The following is a 21733-nucleotide window of genomic DNA, read 5'->3' on the forward strand; positions in this document are numbered from 1 at the left end:
TGATCGATGTCGAAGATATGACGAGATCATTTTTTGTCAATTCAGAAATTTGTTAGTGCGTACAAAAAATTCAGCGGGTATAGAAAATTCATGACCAAGCAGGCGAGAAAGAAGCGGAAAATCGAGGATATCAGGCGCGTCGAATTGATCGAGGCGGCGCATCGCATCTTCCTGAAGGAGGGACTGAAGGGCTTGACGACAACGAAAATATGCAACGAGGCGGGCATGTCGCAAGGCATTCTCACCTACTATTTCAAGGACAAGGAAGAGGTCCTGTTCGAGATGGTGCGCGTTGCGAACCGTGTGCTGATGGAGGAGGTCGTAGCAAATCTCCGGCACGCGAATACGCGGTGGGAGCGGCTGCTCGCCATCATAGACGGCAATTTTCCTGCGCTTCGCTATGATCGCAGTACAGCCAATGCGTGGATTTCGCTCTACGCGGAGGCAGCACACAATGCCAGTTACGCCCGGCTTCAGCGGCCATTCTATAAACGGCTTCATTCGAACATAGCTTCGGCGCTGGTTCCGTTGATGTCGCGTGACGATATCGATCACTTCGTGCGAGGGTTCGCTGCGCTGCTGGACGGTCTTTGGTTGCGGCGCGGTCATTCGGAAACGGACATGTGGCTCGACGAGGCCAAGCTGCTTCTTACCGAGTACACCGAAAAGATGCTGGGGCCAGCGCTTGTGGCGACGCTTAAAACAAGCAGAGTGACACGTCTGTGAGGGATTGGCTCAAGACGTAAAAATTGCAATCCTTGCGTACCGAAATATAGGTCAGCAATATTGACGTTTTTCTTGTTCTATGGTGTCATGCCGGCAAATCAGAACACTTGAGGAAACATCATGGATTGGGAACAGGTTTTCGCCACGCGCGCGGGCCGCATGAAGGCGTCGGAAATCCGCGAACTGCTCAAACTTCTGGAGCAGCCTGATATCATCTCTTTCGCCGGCGGCATTCCAGATGCGGCGCTGTTTCCGAAAGAGGCGGTGACCGAGGCCTATGCCAAGGTGCTGTCCGGCCCCCTGGCCAATGCCGCGCTTCAATACTCGGTGAGTGAGGGCTACAAACCGTTGCGCGACTGGATCGTCGGCGAGATGAAGAAGATCGGCATTGTCTGCACGGCTGAGAACGTGCTGATCACATCCGGCTCGCAGCAGGTGCTCGATTATCTCGGCAAGCTTTTCCTGTCGCCGAAGGACACCGCTCTCGTCACCTGGCCGACCTATCTCGGTGCGCTCGGTGCGTTCAATGCCTATGAGCCGACCTATGACCGTTTGACGCCGCTCTCCAACCGCGCCATCTCGACCTATGCCGAGGCAGCAAGTGCCGCCGGTGGCAGGGTCAAGTTCGCCTATTGCGTGCCGGAATTCTCCAACCCGACCGGCGAGACGATGACCCGCCAGGCGCGCGAGTGGCTGCTGGATCTCGCCACCGAACTCGACATCGCTATCATCGAGGACGCCGCCTATCAGGCGCTGCGCTATGATGGTGAAAGCGTGCCGCCGGTGCTGTCGCTTGATCTTGCCCGCAATGGCGGCGACATCAACAAGACCCGCACGCTCTATTGCGGCAGCTTCTCCAAGACGCTGGCGCCGGGCCTGCGCGTGGGCTGGGTGGTGGCAGCCGACCACGTCATCAAGAAGCTCGTCCTGGTCAAGCAGGCGGCTGACCTGCATTCGTCGACCATCAACCAGATGGTGATCGGCGAGGTCGCGTCGACCGTATTTGCGCCGCAGGTCGAGAAGGTCAAGGCAACCTATTCGGCGCGCCGCGACCGCATGCTGGCCGCACTGGAAAAGAACATGCCCGCCGGCGTGGAATGGACGAAACCCGAAGGCGGCATGTTCGTCTGGGTGACGCTGCCCGATGGCATGGATGGGGCGGCACTTCTCGCGCGGGCGATCGAAAAATACCGCATCGCCTTCGTGCCGGGCAGGGCGTTCCACGCCGATGGCAGCGGTGCCAACACATTGCGGCTTTCGTTCTCCTGCGCCTCCGACGAGATGATCGACGAAGGCATGTCGCGGCTCGGCCAGTTGCTGAAGACCGAACTGGTCAAGGCCGCGGCCTGACTGTTGGAACCAAGCCCGACACGGCCGGGCTTGTGCTCATCAAACCGATCCCGGCTCAGAGATGCGGCCCTAACAGTGAGAGATCGGCTGGTCCCAGCCGGTCTTTCGCTGTGTTGAGCTGATGCCAGTAGGGATAGATGATCGGCAATGCGCTGACTTTGTCCAGCCGCGCACGCTCTTCATCCGAAAGCTTGAGATCGGCCGACTTCAAATTGTCGGCGAACTGGGCCTCGGTACGGCCACCGATGATCAGCGAGGTGATGCCGGGACGGCCGAGCGTCCAGGCAAGCGCCACCTGTGCTGCCGAGACGCCTCTGCTATCTGCGATATCGACCAGCACATCGATAATGTCCCACAAGCGGTTCTCATCACGGATCGGCGGTTCGGTCCAGCCGCCGAACTGCCGTGAACCCTCGGGTGTCTTCTGGTTGCGGCGGTGCTTGCCTGAAAGCAGTCCGGCCGCGAGTGGGCTCCAGACGAGCACGCCGAGGCCCTGGTCGATGGTAACAGGGATGAGCTCGTATTCGGCCTCGCGGGCTTCCAGCGTGTAGTGGATCTGCTGGCTGACGAAGCGCTGGCGATGCTCCGCAACACTGACGCCGAGCGCTTTCATCATATGCCAGCCCGAGAAGTTCGAGCAGCCGATATAGCGGACCTTGCCTGAGCGCACGAGTGTGTCCAGCGCCTCCATCGTCTCTTCGAGCGGCGTCTGCCCGTCCCATTCATGGACCTGGTAGAGGTCGATGACATCCGTCCGGAGCCGCCTGAGGCTCGCCTCGCAGGCGCGGATCAGGTGGTGGCGCGACAGGCCGGCATCGTTTGGGCCATTGCCCATGGGAAAGCGCGCCTTGGTCGCGATCAGCGTGTTCGAGCGGTCGCGACCGGCTAGAATCTCGCCGATGATTTCCTCGCAGACGCCGCTGGAATAGGCATCCGCCGTATCGAGCAGATTGACGCCGGCATCCAGGCACATGTCGACCAGGCGGGTCGCTTCCTTGACCCCGAGGTCGCCGACCATCTTCGCCCAGCCCTTGCCGCCGAAGGTCATGGTGCCCATGGTCAAGGTGGAGATTTTGAGGCCCGAACGGCCAAGCAGACGATATTCCATCATTTCCTCCTCGGGTTTGCCAGGAGCGATTGGTATGACAATTCCCGGGGAGTTCCAAGCCTTGAACGCGCGGAGATTACGCTTTCTTGCCCTCGGCTCGGCGCATTGCGCGGATCGCCTCTATCGTGTCACCGAGGCTTTGCCTGATGGGAATTTGCGGCGACCATCCGAGTTCTGCCTTGGCGCGGGCGTTGCTGGCTGAAAACAGTCTGCCGTGGATCGATTCCACGAATTCCGGGGTCAGCGCGCGGGGGCTTCCCAATGTCCGGCTGTTCAATTGATCCAGATAGGGCAGGATAGGGGAGAGGAAATCCGGCAGGTACCACAGCGATCTCGGTATTGATGGATCAATCCCGTGCATCAGCTCGGTCAGTTCGCGAATCGTGGGGAAGGTATCGTTGCAGATGATGAACCGCCCCGCCACGTCGCGCTCCGCAGCCAGGATATGGCCCGATACGACATCGCGGATATCGACATAGGGGAAGTTGCCCTTTGGCGCTCCGAAGCGGAGCGTACCGAGCATGATGCCTTCGATCAGGTCGGTTGTCGGCGTGCGGCGCGTGAAGCCCGGGCCGGCAGTCCCACCCGGCAAGACGGTGACCAATTTGACGGAATATTGATCGGCGAGCTCCCATGCCCGACGCTCGGCTATGGTCTTCGCCTGGAAATAGGGGACGGTGAGATCCGTGCGCCAGTCGGCTTCCGTTGCTGGGGGATCGCCCGGTTTTGCCATCGGCAGGGTGACGACGGAAGAGGTCATGACCATCTTGCGGACCTGGCGGGCGGCGGCCCGAACGGCAGCCTCGGCGCCGGCGACGCTGTCGGCGACGATGTCCTCGTCGGTGGTTCTGTCGCCGGTCACATAGGCATAGGTGGCGGCGAGATGGAACAGCGTATCAACGTTTTCGCAGAGGGAGCGAAACCTGTCCGCGTCGCGGACATCCAGTTCGGCAATCTCTACACCAGGGATTGCCCCGAGCACGGCGTTGCGGCTATCGCCAAGGGACCGGACGGTTGCGCATATCTCATAGCCTCGCTCCGCCAGGGCGCGCACCAGATTAGAGCCTATGTGGCCATTCGCTCCCGTAACAAGAGCTTTCATAGTGAATATCCAGGCACCGGTCCCATCCCATCGGTTTTGGCATTGAAATGTAAAATATATTACAAGTCAAACAATCTGGACGGTCATGTAGCTAGCGGAATTTACACCATGCATTGAAACAGCAAAGACGCGGAAAACATCATTTTACCAGAAGTTGAAATAAAAAGCCCGCAAGAATTAGCTTGCGGGCACTTCATTTTCTAAAACTCTAGGTGGCGTTACTGCTATCCGGCAACGCGCCCGTTGGCAATAATGCTTAGCTGCCGTTCGAGCACTGGCTCGTGATGACCTTGCAATTGTAGGAATAGCCCGAGCAGGTGTGCATAGCCTTGTTTTCTGCTGCCTGGACGTTCGTGCCCCAATCGGCGCCCCAGCCGTTGTCGCCGCCCACCGCAAGAGCGGCGCAGGAGTTGACGAAAGAGTAGGACACTTTGCAATCCGAAGCGCCCTGAGTCTGGAAGCAGACCTGCAGGGCCGCGCCCTCGGCTTCGCCCTGCGAGCCGTAGTTCTTCGACCAGCCACTAGCGCCTGTCTTCTGCGAGAAAGCGAAGGCACCATAATAGTCGGCGGCGGAGGCGATTGCCGGTACGGCAAGCATGGCCAGCGCTGCCGTGACTGTTGCGAATTTGCTGAACGTTTTCATCTTATTCCCCCTGGTTGGAGCTACTGAACTCACAAACTCTAACGGAATATGTTTTGGGAATATTCGCGAGTCCAGCACTTTTTTTTAATTTGCGGCGTTGCTGGCGGAAAAGTGACTTTCGGTCGATTGTCTATTGCGTTGCGTCACGAATTCCATGCGTTCCGGCACGTTTATTCAACCCATGAGCGGAACAATACTTGTTGGGCTCGCCCGCTGGGTGCAAACACCAGTCGAGACGTCAAATTGCCGGGCAGGGTGCCGCGCCGCTGGCCTCGGCACGCGGTCGTGCTATAGAGACTGCGCATCGCAGATACGGGAGACAGCATGGCGGTCAGGATCGGGACGTTCAACATAGAAAACCTGCTGACACGCTTCGATTTCACCGGTTTTCGCAACCAGCTTCGTGGCGACCGCGTGCTCAGGCTCTATGCAATCGGCAATGAGGCAGCCTATCAGCGCATGGAAGAGGCGCGGATGATTTCGCTGACCGACGACACGCGCCAGTTGACGGCTCTCGCCATCGCGGAAGCCGATGCCGACATAATCTGCCTGCAGGAAGTCGAGAGCCTGGAGGCGCTCAATGCCTTCGAATTCGGCTATCTTTACCGGATGATGGGCGAGGGCTATCGCCAGAAATACCTGATTGAAGGTAATGATTCGCGCGGAATCGATGTGGCCGTGATGATGCGCGAGACGACTCGCGACGGCGAGCCGATCGAGTTCGTCGGCATACGCACCCATGCCACGACCACGTTCCAGGAGTTCGGACTGTTCGACCCGAGTCTCGCGGACACGGAAAAGCCGGATGACAAGATCTTCCGTCGCGATTGCCTCGAGATCGATGTGCGGATCGGCGGAAGGCCGCTGACCATCTATGCGCTGCATCTCAAATCGATGAATTCGCCGCGCGACGGTCTCGACGGACGTGTGGCGACCATGCCGCTCAGGACGGCGGAGGCGCGCGCGGTGCGCCACATTATCGAGGCGCGGTTCGGCGGCGAGCACGCCGCAGCCAAGAACTTCGTGATCTGCGGCGACATGAACGACTACCAGGAGAAGCTGGTGATCTCCGGCTCGAAGCGCGAGGGTTTTACCTTTACCCCGATGCGGGGGGAGCAATCGGCGCTCGATGTCTTCTCGGCGGATGGATTTGCCGAGAACGCGGTGGCGCGCCGGCCGGAAAACGACCGCTGGACACTCTTTCATGCGCGCGGGCTGATCGAGCGCCATCTCTGCCAGCTCGATTACATCTGGCTGTCGCGCGGTCTGGCGGCGGCCAATCCGAAAGCGGTGCCCGACATCATCCGCAACGGCCAGCCCTACCGCACGCCATTTCCACCAGGCCAGGACGTGGAACGTTTCCCGCGTATCGGCTGGGACCGGCCGAAGGCCTCCGACCATTGCCCTGTCGTCATCGAGCTGGAAATTCCATGAGTTCGTCGGTTTTGACATCGGCGGGCTTTCCGCCGGAATTCTCTGTCTTCCCAGTGTCGTCGCTCAGGCTGGAGGTCCTCGAAGGCGCGCATCCCTGGCTCTCCGCCAATGGGCCGGCGATTGCCCGGCACTGGCAGCAGGAGGTTGCCGCCAATCCCAATCTCTTCGATGGAAAAATGGTGTTTCAGCGCGAACTCGGCTTCTCCGACGGCCATGTCGATGGCCGCGGCCACATCGTGCCTTATTCGGCTTTCTTGCACTGGCGTGCGGCGGGGCGGAGCGACGGCGGCCATCATCTTTTCGGCATGCCGATGATCTTTTCGAGCGATGGCGCCCTGATCGCGATCCGCATGGCCGAAACCACTGCCAATCCGGGTCGGGTCTACGCGCCGGCCGGCTCGATCGACGAGCACGATATTGCGGACGGGTTTTGCGATCTGGATGGCAATATGCGGCGTGAGACACTCGAGGAAACCGGCCTTGACCTTGCGGCAATGAGAGCCGAACCGGAATATTGGGCTGTGCATCTCCTCAACAGCGTGGCGGTTTTCCGCATTTTCCACGATGCCCGCAACGAAATGGAGTTACTTGACGATATCCAGGCGCATATCGACGCCGACCCGGAGCCCGAGATTGCCGCGGCGATCGCAATCCGCAATGCCGACCCTACGGCCGAGAACTATTCGCCCTTCATGCCGCCGATCCTGAAATGGCTGTTTACCGAGAGGAACCGATGATGTCCCGCCCCTATGCCATCTATGACGTCTTCACATCGGACAGGCTGGTGGGCAATCCGCTCGCCGTCGTGTTCGACGGCAAGGGGCTTTCCGACAGCCGGATGCAGGCGATCGCGCGGGAATTCAACCTGTCCGAGACGGTGTTCGTGACGCCGCCCGAGAACCCCGCCCACAGCGCGCGTCTGCGGATCTTTACGCCCGGCCGCGAACTGCCCTTCGCCGGCCATCCGACCGTCGGCACCGCCGTAGCGCTCGCGGAACTGAACCATAACGGCGGCGAGGCGGACCTGGTCAGCGTGCTCGAGGAAAATGTCGGGCCCGTGCGTTGTGCGGTGAAGCTTCTGTCGGGTCAGGCGGGCTTCGCCGAGTTCGACCTGCCGAAACGATCCGAGCAGTTGTCATCGACGATCGATCCGCAGAAGGTCGCCGATGCTCTCTGCCTCAGCGTCTCGGATCTCGGCTTCGAAAACCACCGCTCTTCGGTGTGGAGCGCCGGCGTGCCCTTCGTCATGGTGCCGGTGAGGGACATGGCCGCCGCCGGCAGTATCGCATTCGATCCCGGCCGCTGGACGGCGGCACTCGGCAAGACATCGGCGGCCTATGTCTATTGCCGGGGCGGCGTGGACCACCGGGCGAGCTTTCATGCCAGGATGTTCGCACCCGACATGGGCACTGCCGAGGATCCGGCGACCGGCGGGGCCGTGGCGGCCATGAGCGGTGCCATCCTGCATTTCGACGCGCTCGCCGACGGCCACCACGCGCTCGTCATCGAGCAAGGCGTGGAAATGGGCAGGCCCTCGCATATCGACCTGCATCTCGAAATCAAGAACCAACAGGTCCAGCGCGCGCGAATAGGCGGTCGCGCGGTGAAGATCGCCTCGGGAAGCCTTTTCCTTTGATTTGCTTGCCTAAATCACGAATTTTCCGGGTGCTGGTGTTTTCCGGATTTTTTTGAACGAGCGGGGTTGCCAAGCCAATCCATCCCGGCTATACGCCCCGTCAGACGGCAGATATCGCCGTCCGGCGGGTGCTTAGCTCAGTTGGTAGAGCAGCTGACTCTTAATCAGCGGGTCGTAGGTTCGAACCCTACAGCACCCACCAAACAGTCTGGCCTTCGGGCCCAGATTCTCTCATGTCTCAGTAAGTTGGCGGAAATTCAAAGGGTTATCGACCCTTCGAAGGCTAACGCTGGCAACGCCCTCGCTTGCTCGTCTAAATATCGATCGCAGGCCCCATCTTCGCTGAAGAGATTTTCCAGAGCCGGCGTTTGGCGGGCGCTCTCAATCCAGGAAACGCATCATGTAGACCGAGCTTCGCGGCTCGCCGTGTGGATCCACGAAGTGCCGGGGCACGACGCCGATCTCCTGCCAGCCCAAGCGGCGATAAATACGCTCGCTGGCGCTGTCCTGCGCGGTATCGAGCAGCAGCACCGTGCGGGCGTGGCGCAGGGCTTCCTTTTCGGCCGCGCGCATCAGCGCCTCGCCGAGGCCCTTGCGCTGGTGCGCTGGATGTACCAGCAGCTTGTAGATCTCGGCACGGTGCGGCGCATTCGGCTCGGGCGACAGATAGAGCTGGACCGTGCCCGCGAGGTCACCGCCGACCAGCGCGCAAATCAGGACCCGTTCGCCATCGGCAACGGATTGGATGACACCGCGCCAATAGGCGCGGGCAGCATCAAGCTCGAATGGCAGGATGTAGCCGACCAGGGCGCCGCCATGGACCGCGTTCCGCAGGATGTCGGCGAAGTGCTCCAGATGCCGGGCAGCACGCTCGGCGTCGAAAATCTCTATGTCCATGGTCGGCCCGTCGATGATTTCAAAGGCAGATACCATGGAATCATGTCAACCGCAGCATTTGCCCGACGACCCCTCGGCGAAGGGTGCGCAGCACGCGGCCGGCACTGTTTCAACCTGGCCGGCGAGCCAACGGTCGCGCGGCTTGCAGCTGGCGGGGCGGGGCGTCAGATCGACATGCAATGCGCCATCGCTGAGGGCAGGGGTGCCGGCGCAATAAAGCTGCATCGGCCGGACGCCGTCACTGACCTCGAAGGTGAGTTTGGCGGTGCCGTCCAGGGCGACGTGCTCGGAGACCTTGCGCACGATCGCCGCGAACTTGCCTGATTTCATGTGGGTGCGTTCGTCTTCGTCGATGTCCCACAGCTGGATGAAGATTTCCGACCAGGCCTCGGGGTTGGCGCCGCAATCCAGGGCAGAAAACGCGCCCGCTTTCACTTCGGTGACGTGATAGCCGCCGCGTATCGGCTCGCCGTCATGGTGGAAGATGAGCGGCAGCTGGGCCTGGCCGGCAAGGGCGTCCAGCAGGGTGCCGAGCGTGATGTCGGTGACGGCAAACTGGGTATTGTCTATCGCGTTCATCTGCGCTACTCCTTGCTTCAACACTTCAAGGATTATTGAAATATGGACGAACGTCAAGCCCTCATGTCTTTCGGCGCACTTTCCCAGGAAACCCGGCTGCGGATCATCCGCACGTTGGTGGTCGCGGGACCGGACGGCATGGCGGCCGGCGCGATCGCCGAGAAAATGGAGGTGTCGCCCTCCAATGTCTCCTTTCATCTGAAGGAACTGGAACGGGCCGGCCTGATCAGCCAACAGCGGGAATCCCGCTCGATTGTCTACACCGCCAGCTACGAAGCCTTGGGCGCCTTGGTTCGCTTCCTGATGGAGGATTGCTGCGCCGGAAATCCCGAAATCTGCGCGCCGGCCCGCGACGTCGCCGCCTGTTGCTCACCCTCTGCAAAAGGACAGATGCAATGACGACGACGCTCTGGCTCGAACCCATGACCGGCGCCGGGCCGGATTTCCATGCTGCACCGATGGAGGAAGGCCTGCCCACCGATGGCGCGATCCTGGCAACCCGCCAAGCCGCCTGCCTCCGCCCGGCCTCGGCCGCGTTGCTGCACCGGGAGCTGTCTGCATGACCTACGATCGGTCGCGCCGGCTGGTCGCGGAAGGCCTTGGCACCGCGATGCTTGTCGCCACTGTGGTGGGATCGGGCATCATGGCCGACAGGCTCTCCGACGACACAGCCGTCTCCCTGCTCGGGAACACCATCCCCACCGGCGCGATGCTCGTGGTGCTGATCACGCTGCTTGGGCCGATTTCGGGTGCCCATTTCAATCCCGTCGTGTCTCTGGTGTTCGCGCTGCGGCGCCAGCTGACCGTCGCCGATGCCGGCGCATATATTGCCATGCAGGTCCTGGGCGGCGTCGCTGGAACGCTCATCGCGCATGCGATGTTCGATCTGCCGCTGTTTCAGGTCGCCACGACGGTGCGTACCGGCTTGGGGCAATGGCTCGCGGAAGCGATCGCCACCTTCGGCCTGCTGCTCACCATCCTGCTCGGTCTCAAGATGCGCGGGGAGGCCATTCCCTGGCTGGTGGGGCTCTATATCACGGCCGCCTACTGGTTCACTGCCTCCACCTCTTTCGCCAATCCCGCCGTTGCCATTGCGCGCGCGCTTTCCGATACCTTCGCCGGGATCCGGCCGATCGACGTACCAGGCTTCATCGTCGCCGAAAGCGCCGGTGCGTTATTGGCGATGGTGTTGGCCGGTTGGCTGCTTGCGGAATCGTCTTCGGCTCAACCTTCGGAACACCCACCATGAGAGACTTCCCCGTCACCATCTACCACAATCCCGACTGCGGCACGTCCCGCAACACCTTGGCGCTGATCCGCCATGCCGGCCTCGAGCCCGTCGTCATCGAATACCTGCAGGCGCCGCCCACCCGCGAGCAACTGGCGACGATGATTGCCGCTGCCGGCCTGACCGTGCGAGAGGCAATCCGCGAAAAGGGCACGCCCTACGCGGAACTGGGCCTCGATAATCCGGACCTGGCGGATGCGCAGTTGCTCGATGCGATGCTCAAGCATCCCATCCTGATCAACCGGCCCTTCGTCGTGACACCGATGGGCACGCGCCTGGCGCGGCCCTCCGAACTCGTGCTGGACATCGTTCCGGCCGATGCCTTCACCAGGGGCTTTGTGAAGGAAGACGGCGAGCGGGTGCTTGACGATCAGGGCCGGCGTATTGCGTGAACAGCGCGATGGCGTTCCGGTCGCGGTGGTCCTGGCGCTGGGCCTGACCCAGATCATAGGCTACGGCACCCTTTATTACAGTTTCAGCATCCTGGCACCGGACATCGCGCGCGATCTCGGCTGGTCGCTCGAGCATGTGTTCGCGGTATTCTCCGCATCGCTGCTGGTGGGTGGCATCGCCGCTCCCTGGCTCGGCCGCTGGATGGACCGTTTCGGCGCCGCCACGCTGATGGCGATCGGCTCGGCGATCGCCGCGCTGACGCTTGCCTTGTGCGCCTGGTCGCCGTCCATGATCGTCTTCACCCTGGGCCTCGTGCTGCTCGAGATCGCCTCGGGTATGGTGCAATATCAGGCCGCGTTTGCGGCCCTGGTGGAGATCCGCCCGCGCTCGGCCGCCCGCAGCATCACCTACCTGACGCTGCTTGCGGGGTTTGCCTCGACTCTGTTCTGGCCCATTACCACGGGCCTGCATGCTTATTTCAACTGGAGGGAAATCTATCTCATCTATGCCGGCTTGAACCTCGCCCTCTGCCTGCCGCTGCATGCCTGGATGACACGCCATCGCCGCACCGCGCGGGACATGGATCCGGCCCTTGCACCGGCCCCGGTTATCGGTGCGCTTACACCCCCACAGCGGCGGCGCGGCTTTTATCTCGTTGCGGCCGCCTTCGCGCTGCAGGGTTTCACGCTGTCGGCGGTTCTGGTGCACATGGTGCCCATGCTTACCTCCATTGGCTTCGGAGCTACCGCCGTGATGGTCGGGGCGTTGTTCGGCCCGGCGCAGGTCGCCAGCCGCCTCATCAACATGCTGTTCGGCAGCGGCCTTATGCCGCCAGCGTTGGCGATGCTGTCGGCAGTGCTGATCGTCGGCGCGGTCGTTGTATTACAGCTCTCCGGAACCTGGTTCCCGGGTGCCGTGGCGTTCGCGCTGATGCTGGGATTGGGGTCGGGCATCAACAGCATTGCGCTGGGATCTCTGCCGCTTTGGCTGTTCGGTTCGGAAGGCTATGGCGCGCTGACGGGCCGGATGGCGGCGGTCAGGCTGATCGCCGGCGCGGCGGCGCCCTTTACCTTCTCGTTCCTCGCGTCCGGCATTGGGATGGGCGGAACGCTCGCCATCAACGCCGGACTTGGTGCACTTGGAATCCTCGCATTTCTTGCCATTGTTCTCGTAAGCAAACGCGCAGCAAGCCGACGCGGTTCTTGAACGGCGCAACGTATTGGCCGTTCATGGCCTGGTGTGGGCAGCTTGCCTGTCGCCAGATTCGAAATATCGGACGCCAGATGGTGACGGCCGCTACTCCTCCTCGGCTATTTCCCAGGCATCCCCCGGATTGAAGGTCTTGATATTGCTCGCCAGCTTCTCAGTGTCCGCGCCGAGGTCCGCCTGGTAGACGATGCCTTCCTTGTTGACGACGAACGTATGGATGCCGGTCTCGCCATACTTCACCGGCCAGGCGACAAGCCCGAAACCGGCGATCATGTTGCCGTTGATGATGTAGTTGAACTGGCCGCCGGCGATGTTGGCACCCTGCGCGGTCAGAATCCGGAACCTGTAGCCGAAATAGCCGTCGCCGGCCTTTGCCTTCTGAAATTCGGCATCGGCAAGGGCCGCGCCACCGGGGCTGACTTCATCGATATCGCCCTGTTCGGTTTCCCAGTAGAGGCCATCGTGTGCGCCATCACTCGAGATCAGCTTCTGGGCATATTCGCGCACGGCGTCGCCATCGCGATCCTCGGATTCGTATGTGTTTTGCGCATCGACATATTCGAGCATGGTCGCGATGGTATTGAGTTCGTTCTCGCCGACCCGGCGTGCGACGATCTCGTGCAGCCCCTCGAACGTGTCGAAGGACCATTTGCCGTTTTCCTCTTTCGACAGGGGGAATGGCATTGGCCAGAGCTTCTCGCCGATGACGAGGATCTTGGCGCCGTCGACATCGCGTACAATGAGGCTCTTGGCGACACCCTCGGCGATGAGGTCGACCGTTTCGTCGGCATCGTCGGAGGCCTTGGCCCTGGCGGGATCGAGCCCGAGCAGGTTGGCCAGCTTGTCCTTGTCCTTCGCCGTGACCGCCGCCTTGAACGCGGCAACGGCTTCCTCCGGTGTGGCGAAAGAAGGCGGTGCCTCCTCCGAAACCATCTCCATCATCGGTGCCTTTTCCGCGGCGATTGCCTGTGGGATCATCGCTCCACCAGCGCCGAACGCATATACGGCCGTGGCGAGCAGGATTGTTTTCAGGATTTTCGAGGTCATGTTCGTTCTCCTAACTTGCTACGTGCCTAGCGCCGGCGACCGCCGCCGCCGCGCCGGATCTGCTGTCGGCCACCACCTCTATGCGAACTCATGGAATTCCGGCCGCGGTTCGAGTACGAATTGCTCTTGCGGCCGCTGCGGACGTCGCCATAGGCCGAGGGCCTGCGACGCTGGTCCTTGTAGTGGCCCGGGCGGCTGACGTTGCGGTTCGTATTGGCCTTGTTGCGATTGACGTTCTGGCGGTTGGCTGCCGTGTTCTGTTTCTTCGTGCGATTGATGTTGGTGTTGTTCTTGCCTCTATTGGACGTATTGTTCCGGATGTTATCCTGCCTATTGCGGTTGTTGTTCGCATTGACACGATTGTTATTGTTGTTCGCGTTGACTTTCCTGTTGTCGTTGCGGCTGTTGTTGACGTTGATATTGTTGTTGACGTTCACCCTGTTCTTCGATGCGCGGATGTCGTTGGTCGAGACGCGGTTGGAACGATTGTTGACCCGGTTGCCATTGTTGCGGATCGAATTGGCCCGGTTGGCGACATCGTTGCGGGCGTTGTCGCGACGACGGTCATTGAAGTCCCGGTGGTTGTTCCGGTTGAACTCGTTTCGGTCGAATTTGATATTGTTACGATCGACGTTCTTCCAGTCGACATCGTTCCAGTTGACCTTGCCATTGATGTTGTTGAAGCACTTGTTGCAATCGACCTTGACCTTGTTGCCATCCCAATTGCCGCCCCAGATGCCGCCATTGTAGCCCCAGTTCACCGCTGCACCCCAGATCGCACCGGTCACGAAGCCCGTGAAATAGGGGGCATCGGGGTAATAGTAATAGGGATAGGGTTCCGGGTAGTAGGAGATGGGGGCGGCCACATAGTCCGGCTCGTAGAGCATCTGCGGTTCGTATTGCGGCACGTAGATCTTTTCCGGGCTTGCCGGCTGGATCACCACGTTGCTCTCTTCATATACGACCTTGATCTTGTCGTCGGTCTTGATGATGTTCTTCGCCACCGCCTCGTCGCGCAGCTGCTGGATGGCGTCGAGCACGTCCTTCTGCTGGTTGGCGATTGCCTGACCGAGCGACTGGGTCCAGTCGAGATCGTCGCTCATCATCTTGACGATGTCGGGGTAGTTCAGCAGCGAGATCACGCTACCGTCCCAGCTCGTCTTCGGTGTCAGTGAGGGCTTGGACTTCTTTTTCTCCAGGTATCGCTGGGCATCGATAATATCGACGGGATAGAGCGATGCCGAAGTGACCAGCGCCAGGAGATCGTCCGGATAGAGCGCGATGCGCGCCACCAGAACCTCGAGCTCGTCCTCTTCGAGCAGTACGGGGGCCTCGGACTCGGCTGTGGCCTGTTGGTCAGTCGCGGTCTGCGCCCGGGCCGGAAACGTTGGCGCTACGATGAGCGCCATCATGAAAATGAAGGCGATAATCCGCCAAGGGTCGAGATTGAGGTTCCAACGTGAAGACATTTCGGTATCTCCCAAGAATTGACTGTTCATTCCGTCCACGAATGCGCAATGCCGGTTGCGATCAGGCCGCGCCTGCAGGGTGAGCAGGCCCATCTGGGCGCTGTTGCAATGGGCAATCACCATCTGATGCTCCTGGACAATCTGTGCGATCGCTGAGACTTCGGCCCGCAGACGCGAACGCCTACACCCATAACGGAGTGACGATTGGGTGACCCACCTTCGCGTCGCATCGTGTGGTTGGCCGCCAGATCGCGTCCTGCATTAAGGCCCACACGTTGCGCAAACAGTAGCGGGATGGAAGTACGTTACGGTTACATCGACGTATCATGCCTGTTACACCCTGGTTCAAATTGGAAGGGAGAAGCAGCAAAGACCGTCTAAGGTCGAGATGGTAAAAATGCTCTGGGTCGATCGTCACGCGACAGCAAATTGAATTGTCGCTGAGATCCACTGCAGGTGACTGGCCGCTTCGACTTCACACTCTATCCCCGACAGGTGGGTTCAGGTTGAAGGAACCTCGCAAATGCTGGAATGCGGGGTTTTGGGCTGGGATTGGCATCGCAGCTCATCTTCGGGCGCGAGCGAGGTGCCTCAACGCGAATGGCGAAGTCGTCGGGCGCCGGCTCTCGTGAATAGGGTGCTTGACGGCGATGCTGTGGTGATGGGCGCAATAGGGCGATGCGCCGTCAATGGGTCGGCAGCAAACAGAAACTTGCCGATCTGCGACCAGTCCTCGTTGACCGGCCAGTGGCACTGATGCGGGCGAAGATCGGGCATCGGCCGGAGCACATGGGCATCCTTCGCCAGCCTGAGACCGTGGTTCTTACCCTTTTTCGGGCCGTCGAAACCATCTGCGATGTTAAGCTGCATAGCGCCACACTGCCCTGTTTTCGGTTGATCAAGTCATGCCTGAATTGCGGCTTGTCGCACGTAGCGTGCCGATGCCCCTTTGTTTCAGCCAATCTATGTCAAGCTGGTACACTTGCCGGCGGCTGCGGAGCTGACGAGAGCGCTTTCACGGCTGCCTCAAGATCGTCGAATATCATGGCTTCTCCGACTCTTGCGACGACACCGGTGCGCTCCAGCATCTCGAGAGGTTCGCTGTGGAGTTCCACGATCGCAAATCCCATGCCGCGCTCGGCGGCGAGAGTTCTGATGTCATCGAGCATCACCGATGCGGTGCTGTCGATATAGGAGACGGCGCCGGCATCGAAGATGAAAGTCCTGGTGCCGGGTGCCAGCGTAGCAAAGATGTTCTCGATGCTGGACCTGACATGTTCGACGTTGAAGAACAGCAAGTTGCCCTGGAGCAGGTAGATAACCATGCCGGGAACGGGTTTGGCCTGTTCGTAACGATGAAGTTTGTAGAAGCCTTCCCGTCCCGAAATGCGGCCCAATTGCGCGTCGCGTGGCTGCATCCCTTTCATGAGTATGTAGAGCAGCGTGGCACAGACCGCGACGATTACCCCCTTCAGCACACCGAAGCCCACCGCGCCGGCAATGCTGATGAGGGCGAACAGGAACTCTGTCCTGCTGACTTTCCAGAGTTCCCGCAGGGCCTTGAAATCCATCAGACTTATCGCGGCGGAGGCGAGAACGGCGCCCAGCGCCGGCGTGGGCAGGATAGCCAGTGCCTCGGTCAGGAACAGGACGGTGAGGATAAGCGCTATTGCCGAGGCCACGGCAGCCAGCTGCGTTTTGCCGCCCATCATGTCGTTGACCGCCGTACGCGAGTCCGAGGCGGTCACGGCAAAGCCGCCAAACAGGCCCGAGGCGAGATTTGCACCGCCAAATCCGAGAAGCTCGCGATTTGCATCCACCAGGTATTTGTTCTTCGCGCCGAAGCTTCGCGCCGTCACAATGCCGGATCCAAAACTGACGATCAGGATGGCGACTGCGCCAACGACGAGATCGGTGATAGGCACGCCATTCGGAAGCGGTATCGACGGCCATGGCAATTCGGACGGAATGGTGCCGACGACCCGGATTCCCATTGCCTTGAAATCAAGCAGGTACGACAAAACGGTTGCCAGCACCACAGCGACCAAAGGACCCGGAATGGACGGCCGCCACCTGCCAAGCAGCCGGAGCAGGAGGAATAGTGCGAGACCGAGGATCAGCGAAGGCCAGTGAATTTGGCCCACCTTGGAAATGATTTCGGCGATCGGGGCGAACAGGCCGTCGCTCTCGATCTTGACGCCGGTGAAGCGGCCGATCTGGCCGATGAGGATCGACAGTGAAATGCCGGTCATGAAGCCCGTCAGGATCGGACGGGAAAGGAGGTTGGCGATGAAGCCGAGCCGGAGAAAGCTTGCCAGGAAGCATAGAAGTCCGACGATCACAGCGATCGCCGCCGAGGCTACGACGGCTTCGGACGTCGAGGCGAGGCTGTATGAAGCCAGAACCGCAGCAAGCACGGTCATCGTTCCCGCATCCGGACCGACGACCAGTTGCCGCGACGAGCCGAGCAGGGCATAGCCGAGAACCGCTATGATGCTGGCATATATGCCGATTTCCGGCGGCAGGCCGGCGAGGGCCGGATAGGCGATTGCACTTGGGAGGCCGACTGCCGCGATCGCCAATCCGGAAGTCACATCCAACCGAAACCATTCGGCGCGATATCCTCGCATGCTGGAAATGAACGGAAGGGTTAGCATGGGGCGTTCATCCATGTTGGTGGGAAGGCACCAAGGAGCCATCTCAAATGACTTGAAGGCATGACGGTCGCGTTCCGCGAATAAACGAAGGACGACATCCCGTGTGATCCCTACACGAATATCGCATCAGCTGTATCATGCCTGCTTCAGCCGTCGCACAGCACTTCGCAGGTTTGTCTCAGGGGGGCAGGCAGGGGTGTCAATTCAAGAGCAGTTCAATTGTGACAGCCTTATTCAACGATCAATGGTAGCATATATTAGCCGGCTATGGAAAGCCAATTTGCGCGCCGGGAGCGCCTCGTCGATCTCCGTCTTTGTGATTGCCGGCGCCCCACTCTTATTTTTGTACGTGCCACGAGCCGTCCCAGCCTGCGGGCACGCCGTTCGTCTTCATGCTTTCGACGCGAGCCAGCAGACAGAGCGACGGCCCGTCACCGGGAACGGCCTTCAGTGACGACCCGAGGGCGCCGAGAGCATCGTCCCATTGGCGTTCGCGGTATGCTGCGAGTGCTCGTCCGTATTGATCCCGTGACGCCAGTCTTTCAGGGGTCACTTCGCCCGAACGTCCAAGGATCTCGAATATGACCTCCGGACGCGTCTGGCCCTCGACGACGATGCGGTCAATCTCGCGAAACTCGACCGCGGCGCCCGCAGCAGCGATCGTGTTGGCGGATACCAGATTGCGCGTGCCGTAAGCCTTGTTGGCGCCCTCCAGCCGCGAGGCGAGATTGACGACATCGCCCATGACGGTGTAGCTCATCATGACATCGGAGCCGATGCTCCCGACGAGCGCCTCACCCGTCGCAACACCAATCCTGAGATCGCATCTTTCCATCGGCGTGCCGCGAACACCCAGCAGATCCGGGATTTCCCGGCGCAGGGTTTCTATATGCTCGATCATTTCCAGCGTAGCCAGGCTTGCAAGGCGCGCGTGATCGGCCTCGTCGACGAAAGGAGGGCCCCAATAGGCCATGATGCCGTCGCCGATATATTTGTCGATGATGCCACGATTGGACCGGATCGGCTCCGACATCAATGAAAAATAGCGGTTCATGATTTTGACCAGACCCTGCGGGACAAGGCCTTCGCTCAAGCTGGTAAATCCCTTGAGATCGCAGAACAGCACCGTCATCAATCGGCGCTGACCTTCGGCGGCGGTCAGGTTGGGGCGGTCGATCAGACCTTCGACCACGCGCGGATCGATGTATTTGCCGAACGTCTCCCGGACGCGCTGGTTGTCGCGCAACTGCACGACCATCCGGTTGAACGCGCCAGCCAGTTCGCCGATTTCGTCGCGCGTCCTGATATCGATGGATTGATCGAGATGGCCGGCTTCCACCGCGCGCGTGCCTTCCAGCAATTGCCGGACCGAGCGAATGATGCCGCCGCTGACGAGATTGGCGAAGATCAACCCGACGACCGCGGCAAGCACGGTAGCGAGCGCAGAGATCACGACCGCCCGGGACTGCTCAGCCCTGATCGTCGCGATCGCGGCATAGCTTTCCTGCACCATCTCGTTGCGAAGCACTTCGATTTTTCGGGATAGTTCGTCGCGCAGCACGTCGACGCGAGCAAGGCGGTCTCTCACAACGGCGAAATCGCGTGTGTCGAGGGCCGCAAGCAGTTCGGCAGTTTCCCGCATGAGGAGGCTGCGGCCGTCGGTCATCAAGCTGTCGATCCGACTCTCGATGCGTGCCAGCGCTGCATTGTTCGAGGGCGTATTCGTATCTGCAATGATTGCGTTGATCAGATCGCGCGCCGCGCGGGCTTGCGCGTCGACTTCGGCGCCTTTGGATTCGTACAGTTGCTTGCGCGCCTTGTATCCGGCCTCATCGGGAGGTTCCTGCATCCTGGCGATCACCATGCGCCTGAGCGCCAGCGCTCTTTCCAACGAGAGGGTATCAATCCGTATCAGATGTTCGTTGGCCGGATTATACCTGGCGGTCAGTTCGTCGAGCAGGTTGCCGACGCGACCGACCATCACCATCGACAGTACCGAAGTCGCCATCATGAGGACAATCAGCCCGGCCGCGATTGCAACGATCCGCCTCCTGATCGACTGCTTGATCATGGAGCCGGAAAGACTCCTCAGGTTCCGAGTGAGCGTATTTGAAATGTCCAGTCCCCCGGTGCGCGCACGCACCTCAACCCCGCCTGTGTTGTTGTAACACAAATCTGTTTGCGGTTGAAAGCGATCGGTAATTCCGTTCGAGGGGGCAATGCCGGATGGGTCTGGTGTTGCGACGGTGGCGGGCAGCGTCTTGCCTTGGTGCAGGTCGGCTAACGTGGGGTTAGTTGCACAAGCGCAACTGTTACATCGTATATTAGAGCCCGTGAGCGGAGGGTGACTCAATTCCGTTTGGCTACCGCGCCGTTCGGGCAGTAGATTCTTGAACGCGGAGTGAGATTCCAGGCCTGCGGGAGGCCTCTCTGTTCCAGCCTGTTCTGAATGCTCAATCGAGGGGGACCAATACCATGAACATCAAGAGCCTGCTTCTCGGCTCCGCCGCTGCTCTGGCAGTTGTCTCCGGCGCCCAGGCCGCCGACGCGGTCGTTGCCGCCGAGCCGGAACCGATGGAATATGTCCGCGTCTGCGATGCCTACGGCACCGGCTTCTTCTACATCCCAGGCACAGAGACCTGCCTGAAGATTCGTGGCGAGTTGCGCTATGAAAAGCGCTTCTCCTCCGACGGCACTGAAAAGTATGACCGCAACGGTGCGTTGATGTTCAAGCGCGACGGCATCACCCCCGTCACGACGAAGGATTCCTATGACAACCACACGCGCCTCCGGCTCGATACCGAAGCCAAGAACGATACCGAATGGGGCACCGCCTTCAGCTGGTTTCGTATCCAGAGTGACTCCGTCAACAACGGCGAAAACATCTATGGCGACGGCAATAACAGCTACCTGACCTACTACTTCTATTTCGGCATCGGCGGTCTCGAATTCGGCAATTACGACAGCCTGTGGGCGAAGTTCATGGGCGACGGCAGCCGCACCGACGACGGCAGCATCTATTCGACCGATTTCAACTATCCGGATTCGCGCCAGTATGTGAGCTACACGGCCGACTTCGGCAGCATCAAGGCCTTCATCTCGCTCGATAACGATGCCGACGAGTTCTACAAGCCGGAAGATCATGACGGCGACGGCGTCGCCGGCAAGCGTGGTCGCCAGTACCTGCCGGATATCTCCGGTGGTTTCATGGGCACGTGGGGCAATTATCAGGCCGGTGCGGCGATTGCCTATGACGAATCCGATGAATCCTTCGCCTTCAAGAAGGTGTTCAAGGCCGACATCGATAAATACGGCTTCACGTTCTACGGCCTTTATTCGACCAGCTCGGAAAACATCTACTTCGCCTATGACGGCTTCAGCGCCATCGCCAGCTTCTCGGCCCAGGTTACCGAAAGCGTCTATGTCGCGAAGGACATCCAGTGGTTCGACAATGGCGACTGGCGCCTGGTCGGCGACGTCAACTGGCAGGTTGCCTCGGGCTTCTCGGTTCTCGCCGAAGGCATCTACTTCAACCCGGACAAGGGCTCCGACACCAAGGCTGGCATGCTGCGCTTTCAGCGCGAGTTCTGATCGCTGTAATGTTGCTCGAACAGTAGCCACTCCAGGCCCTGTTCGCTGCGTTGACGGCAGAGAGCCTCGAGGCATTGGAAAGCACTTGCGTGATCGGACGCTGACGTCTTCCCGCCAATGATGCTCCGCGTGAGGCATCATGCAGCGGCGAAACGGAAGTAGGTCTTCTTTTCCTCGATTTGCTCAAGCAGGCTCTGGGCGTCCTGTTGTGCCTTGACCGCCCGCAGGTAGGTCCGGCGACGCGGTTCGTCGGCCATCAGTCCGCGCCGCACCGTATCAAGCTGCGCAACCACGGCACGCAATTCCATTGCGATCCGATCATCTTGCATCGAAAGCCCTCCACATGATTTCGCCTAAACGACAGGGCCGATCGACTGTTCCAACTGCTTTGTATTTGGTGCGGTTTCGTACAATCCGGCTTCGGGTTGTGTGGCAGGCGATGGTCTGAGAAACGCGCTGTACCTGCTGAAATTCAGGCCCTTCGTTGGGTTTTGTCCGGCTACCCCACGCTGGGAACGAGGCAATGGAAACGACGAAATCTGAGTCATGCTGCAATCTACGAGACAGGTGTGACATTTCTGTCATAGCCTTTCTGTGTATTTGC

At 60.2% G+C, this 21733-nt stretch carries 21 protein-coding genes and 1 tRNA gene; 12 read left to right on the top strand and 10 right to left on the bottom strand.

All coding sequences use genetic code 11. The features are described 5' to 3' along the window. Positions 1 to 33: 33 nt before the first annotated feature. A complete protein-coding gene (gene betI, locus ACSQ26_RS06305; RefSeq protein ID WP_436007338.1) occupies positions 34 to 726 on the top strand; it encodes a transcriptional regulator BetI in 693 nt (230 codons plus the stop codon). Positions 727 to 843: 117 nt separating this feature from the next. Further along, positions 844 to 2076 (top strand): PLP-dependent aminotransferase family protein, encoded by a 1233-nt coding sequence (locus ACSQ26_RS06310; RefSeq protein ID WP_436015125.1) that lies wholly within the window; start codon positions 844 to 846, stop codon positions 2074 to 2076. A gap of 55 nt (positions 2077 to 2131) precedes the next feature. Here the strand turns inward: ACSQ26_RS06310 and ACSQ26_RS06315 are convergent, their stop codons facing one another. The 3 genes from ACSQ26_RS06315 to ACSQ26_RS06325 form a co-directional block, all read right to left on the bottom strand. Continuing rightward, complete coding sequence (locus tag ACSQ26_RS06315; protein ID WP_436007340.1) at positions 2132 to 3184, bottom strand: aldo/keto reductase; 1053 nt, start codon at positions 3182 to 3184, stop codon at positions 2132 to 2134. A 76-nt stretch (positions 3185 to 3260) separates the two neighbouring features. Next, entirely contained in the window at positions 3261 to 4286 is a 1026-nt protein-coding gene (locus ACSQ26_RS06320) for an NAD-dependent epimerase/dehydratase family protein (RefSeq protein WP_436007342.1), read from the bottom strand. 256 nt (positions 4287 to 4542) lie between these two features. Further along, on the bottom strand, positions 4543 to 4929 hold the full coding sequence (locus ACSQ26_RS06325) for a DUF4189 domain-containing protein (RefSeq protein WP_436007344.1): 387 nt from the start codon (positions 4927 to 4929) through the stop codon (positions 4543 to 4545). A gap of 324 nt (positions 4930 to 5253) precedes the next feature. On the opposite strand from ACSQ26_RS06325, the gene ACSQ26_RS06330 reads away from it, so the two are divergent. The 4 genes from ACSQ26_RS06330 to ACSQ26_RS06345 all read left to right on the top strand — a co-directional run bounded on the left by ACSQ26_RS06330 (position 5254) and on the right by ACSQ26_RS06345 (position 8201). Beyond that, positions 5254 to 6363: an endonuclease/exonuclease/phosphatase family protein gene (locus ACSQ26_RS06330; protein WP_436007346.1), complete on the top strand. Its 1110-nt coding sequence runs from the start codon at positions 5254 to 5256 to the stop codon at positions 6361 to 6363. Further along, positions 6360 to 7100: an NUDIX hydrolase gene (locus tag ACSQ26_RS06335; RefSeq protein WP_436007348.1), complete on the top strand. Its 741-nt coding sequence runs from the start codon at positions 6360 to 6362 to the stop codon at positions 7098 to 7100. The genes ACSQ26_RS06330 and ACSQ26_RS06335 overlap by 4 nt, the downstream gene beginning before the upstream one ends. Next, positions 7100 to 7999: a PhzF family phenazine biosynthesis protein gene (locus tag ACSQ26_RS06340; protein ID WP_436007350.1), complete on the top strand. Its 900-nt coding sequence runs from the start codon at positions 7100 to 7102 to the stop codon at positions 7997 to 7999. Before ACSQ26_RS06335 ends, ACSQ26_RS06340 begins: the two co-directional genes overlap by 1 nt. Positions 8000 to 8125: 126 nt before the next feature. Beyond that, positions 8126 to 8201 (top strand) — tRNA-Lys (locus ACSQ26_RS06345). A gap of 179 nt (positions 8202 to 8380) precedes the next feature. Here ACSQ26_RS06345 and ACSQ26_RS06350 read toward each other — a convergent pair. Next, positions 8381 to 8932 (bottom strand): N-acetyltransferase family protein, encoded by a 552-nt coding sequence (locus ACSQ26_RS06350; RefSeq protein WP_436007352.1) that lies wholly within the window; start codon positions 8930 to 8932, stop codon positions 8381 to 8383. A gap of 9 nt (positions 8933 to 8941) precedes the next feature. Further along, positions 8942 to 9475: a DUF6428 family protein gene (locus tag ACSQ26_RS06355; protein WP_436007354.1), complete on the bottom strand. Its 534-nt coding sequence runs from the start codon at positions 9473 to 9475 to the stop codon at positions 8942 to 8944. Between the two features lie 42 nt (positions 9476 to 9517). On the opposite strand from ACSQ26_RS06355, the gene ACSQ26_RS06360 reads away from it, so the two are divergent. Genes ACSQ26_RS06360 through arsK form a run of 5 tightly spaced genes read left to right on the top strand, consistent with a single transcriptional unit; the run spans position 9518 to position 12362 of the window. Further along, complete coding sequence (locus ACSQ26_RS06360) at positions 9518 to 9874, top strand: ArsR/SmtB family transcription factor (protein WP_436007356.1); 357 nt, start codon at positions 9518 to 9520, stop codon at positions 9872 to 9874. Beyond that, positions 9871 to 10038 (top strand): hypothetical protein, encoded by a 168-nt coding sequence (locus ACSQ26_RS06365; RefSeq protein ID WP_436007358.1) that lies wholly within the window; start codon positions 9871 to 9873, stop codon positions 10036 to 10038. Before ACSQ26_RS06360 ends, ACSQ26_RS06365 begins: the two co-directional genes overlap by 4 nt. After that, on the top strand, positions 10035 to 10724 hold the full coding sequence (locus ACSQ26_RS06370; RefSeq protein ID WP_436007360.1) for an aquaporin: 690 nt from the start codon (positions 10035 to 10037) through the stop codon (positions 10722 to 10724). Before ACSQ26_RS06365 ends, ACSQ26_RS06370 begins: the two co-directional genes overlap by 4 nt. Further along, entirely contained in the window at positions 10721 to 11155 is a 435-nt protein-coding gene (gene arsC / locus ACSQ26_RS06375; RefSeq protein ID WP_436007362.1) for an arsenate reductase (glutaredoxin), read from the top strand. Before ACSQ26_RS06370 ends, arsC begins: the two co-directional genes overlap by 4 nt. Then, complete coding sequence (gene arsK / locus ACSQ26_RS06380) at positions 11127 to 12362, top strand: arsenite efflux MFS transporter ArsK (RefSeq protein WP_436007364.1); 1236 nt, start codon at positions 11127 to 11129, stop codon at positions 12360 to 12362. Before arsC ends, arsK begins: the two co-directional genes overlap by 29 nt. A gap of 90 nt (positions 12363 to 12452) precedes the next feature. Here the strand turns inward: arsK and ACSQ26_RS06385 are convergent, their stop codons facing one another. The 4 genes from ACSQ26_RS06385 to ACSQ26_RS06400 form a co-directional block, all read right to left on the bottom strand. Continuing rightward, positions 12453 to 13412, bottom strand: coding sequence for a DUF2950 family protein (locus ACSQ26_RS06385; protein WP_436007366.1), 960 nt, complete (start codon positions 13410 to 13412; stop codon positions 12453 to 12455). A 26-nt stretch (positions 13413 to 13438) separates the two neighbouring features. Next, positions 13439 to 14821: a DUF3300 domain-containing protein gene (locus tag ACSQ26_RS06390; RefSeq protein ID WP_436015127.1), complete on the bottom strand. Its 1383-nt coding sequence runs from the start codon at positions 14819 to 14821 to the stop codon at positions 13439 to 13441. A 1028-nt stretch (positions 14822 to 15849) separates the two neighbouring features. After that, complete coding sequence (locus tag ACSQ26_RS06395; protein ID WP_436007368.1) at positions 15850 to 17538, bottom strand: SulP family inorganic anion transporter; 1689 nt, start codon at positions 17536 to 17538, stop codon at positions 15850 to 15852. A gap of 337 nt (positions 17539 to 17875) precedes the next feature. Continuing rightward, positions 17876 to 19609: an adenylate/guanylate cyclase domain-containing protein gene (locus ACSQ26_RS06400; protein WP_436007370.1), complete on the bottom strand. Its 1734-nt coding sequence runs from the start codon at positions 19607 to 19609 to the stop codon at positions 17876 to 17878. A 404-nt stretch (positions 19610 to 20013) separates the two neighbouring features. On the opposite strand from ACSQ26_RS06400, the gene ACSQ26_RS06405 reads away from it, so the two are divergent. Further along, positions 20014 to 21129 (top strand): porin, encoded by a 1116-nt coding sequence (locus ACSQ26_RS06405; RefSeq protein ID WP_436007372.1) that lies wholly within the window; start codon positions 20014 to 20016, stop codon positions 21127 to 21129. A 137-nt stretch (positions 21130 to 21266) separates the two neighbouring features. Here the strand turns inward: ACSQ26_RS06405 and ACSQ26_RS06410 are convergent, their stop codons facing one another. Next, entirely contained in the window at positions 21267 to 21458 is a 192-nt protein-coding gene (locus tag ACSQ26_RS06410) for a hypothetical protein (protein ID WP_436007374.1), read from the bottom strand. Positions 21459 to 21733: the final 275 nt, after the last annotated feature.

It is taken from the genome of Rhizobium sp. LjRoot254 (genome assembly GCF_964254105.1).
Lineage (GTDB): Bacteria > Pseudomonadota > Alphaproteobacteria > Rhizobiales > Rhizobiaceae > Rhizobium_E.

Bases quoted from the DNA above. Each gene is read 5' to 3' on its own strand.
- ACSQ26_RS06315 (WP_436007340.1), bottom strand. From the start codon at position 3,184: ATGGAATATCGTCTGCTTGGCCGTTCGGGCCTCAAAATCTCCACCTTG.
- ACSQ26_RS06320 (WP_436007342.1), bottom strand. From the start codon at position 4,286: ATGAAAGCTCTTGTTACGGGAGCGAATGGCCACATAGGCTCTAATCTG.
- ACSQ26_RS06325 (WP_436007344.1), bottom strand. From the start codon at position 4,929: ATGAAAACGTTCAGCAAATTCGCAACAGTCACGGCAGCGCTGGCCATG.
- ACSQ26_RS06330 (WP_436007346.1), top strand. From the start codon at position 5,254: ATGGCGGTCAGGATCGGGACGTTCAACATAGAAAACCTGCTGACACGC.
- ACSQ26_RS06335 (WP_436007348.1), top strand. From the start codon at position 6,360: ATGAGTTCGTCGGTTTTGACATCGGCGGGCTTTCCGCCGGAATTCTCT.
- ACSQ26_RS06340 (WP_436007350.1), top strand. From the start codon at position 7,100: ATGTCCCGCCCCTATGCCATCTATGACGTCTTCACATCGGACAGGCTG.
- ACSQ26_RS06350 (WP_436007352.1), bottom strand. From the start codon at position 8,932: ATGGTATCTGCCTTTGAAATCATCGACGGGCCGACCATGGACATAGAG.
- ACSQ26_RS06355 (WP_436007354.1), bottom strand. From the start codon at position 9,475: ATGAACGCGATAGACAATACCCAGTTTGCCGTCACCGACATCACGCTC.
- ACSQ26_RS06360 (WP_436007356.1), top strand. From the start codon at position 9,518: ATGGACGAACGTCAAGCCCTCATGTCTTTCGGCGCACTTTCCCAGGAA.
- ACSQ26_RS06365 (WP_436007358.1), top strand. From the start codon at position 9,871: ATGACGACGACGCTCTGGCTCGAACCCATGACCGGCGCCGGGCCGGAT.
- ACSQ26_RS06370 (WP_436007360.1), top strand. From the start codon at position 10,035: ATGACCTACGATCGGTCGCGCCGGCTGGTCGCGGAAGGCCTTGGCACC.
- arsC (WP_436007362.1), top strand. From the start codon at position 10,721: ATGAGAGACTTCCCCGTCACCATCTACCACAATCCCGACTGCGGCACG.
- ACSQ26_RS06385 (WP_436007366.1), bottom strand. From the start codon at position 13,412: ATGACCTCGAAAATCCTGAAAACAATCCTGCTCGCCACGGCCGTATAT.
- ACSQ26_RS06390 (WP_436015127.1), bottom strand. From the start codon at position 14,821: ATGGCGCTCATCGTAGCGCCAACGTTTCCGGCCCGGGCGCAGACCGCG.
- ACSQ26_RS06395 (WP_436007368.1), bottom strand. From the start codon at position 17,538: ATGCTAACCCTTCCGTTCATTTCCAGCATGCGAGGATATCGCGCCGAA.
- ACSQ26_RS06400 (WP_436007370.1), bottom strand. From the start codon at position 19,609: ATGATCAAGCAGTCGATCAGGAGGCGGATCGTTGCAATCGCGGCCGGG.
- ACSQ26_RS06405 (WP_436007372.1), top strand. From the start codon at position 20,014: ATGAACATCAAGAGCCTGCTTCTCGGCTCCGCCGCTGCTCTGGCAGTT.
- ACSQ26_RS06410 (WP_436007374.1), bottom strand. From the start codon at position 21,458: ATGCAAGATGATCGGATCGCAATGGAATTGCGTGCCGTGGTTGCGCAG.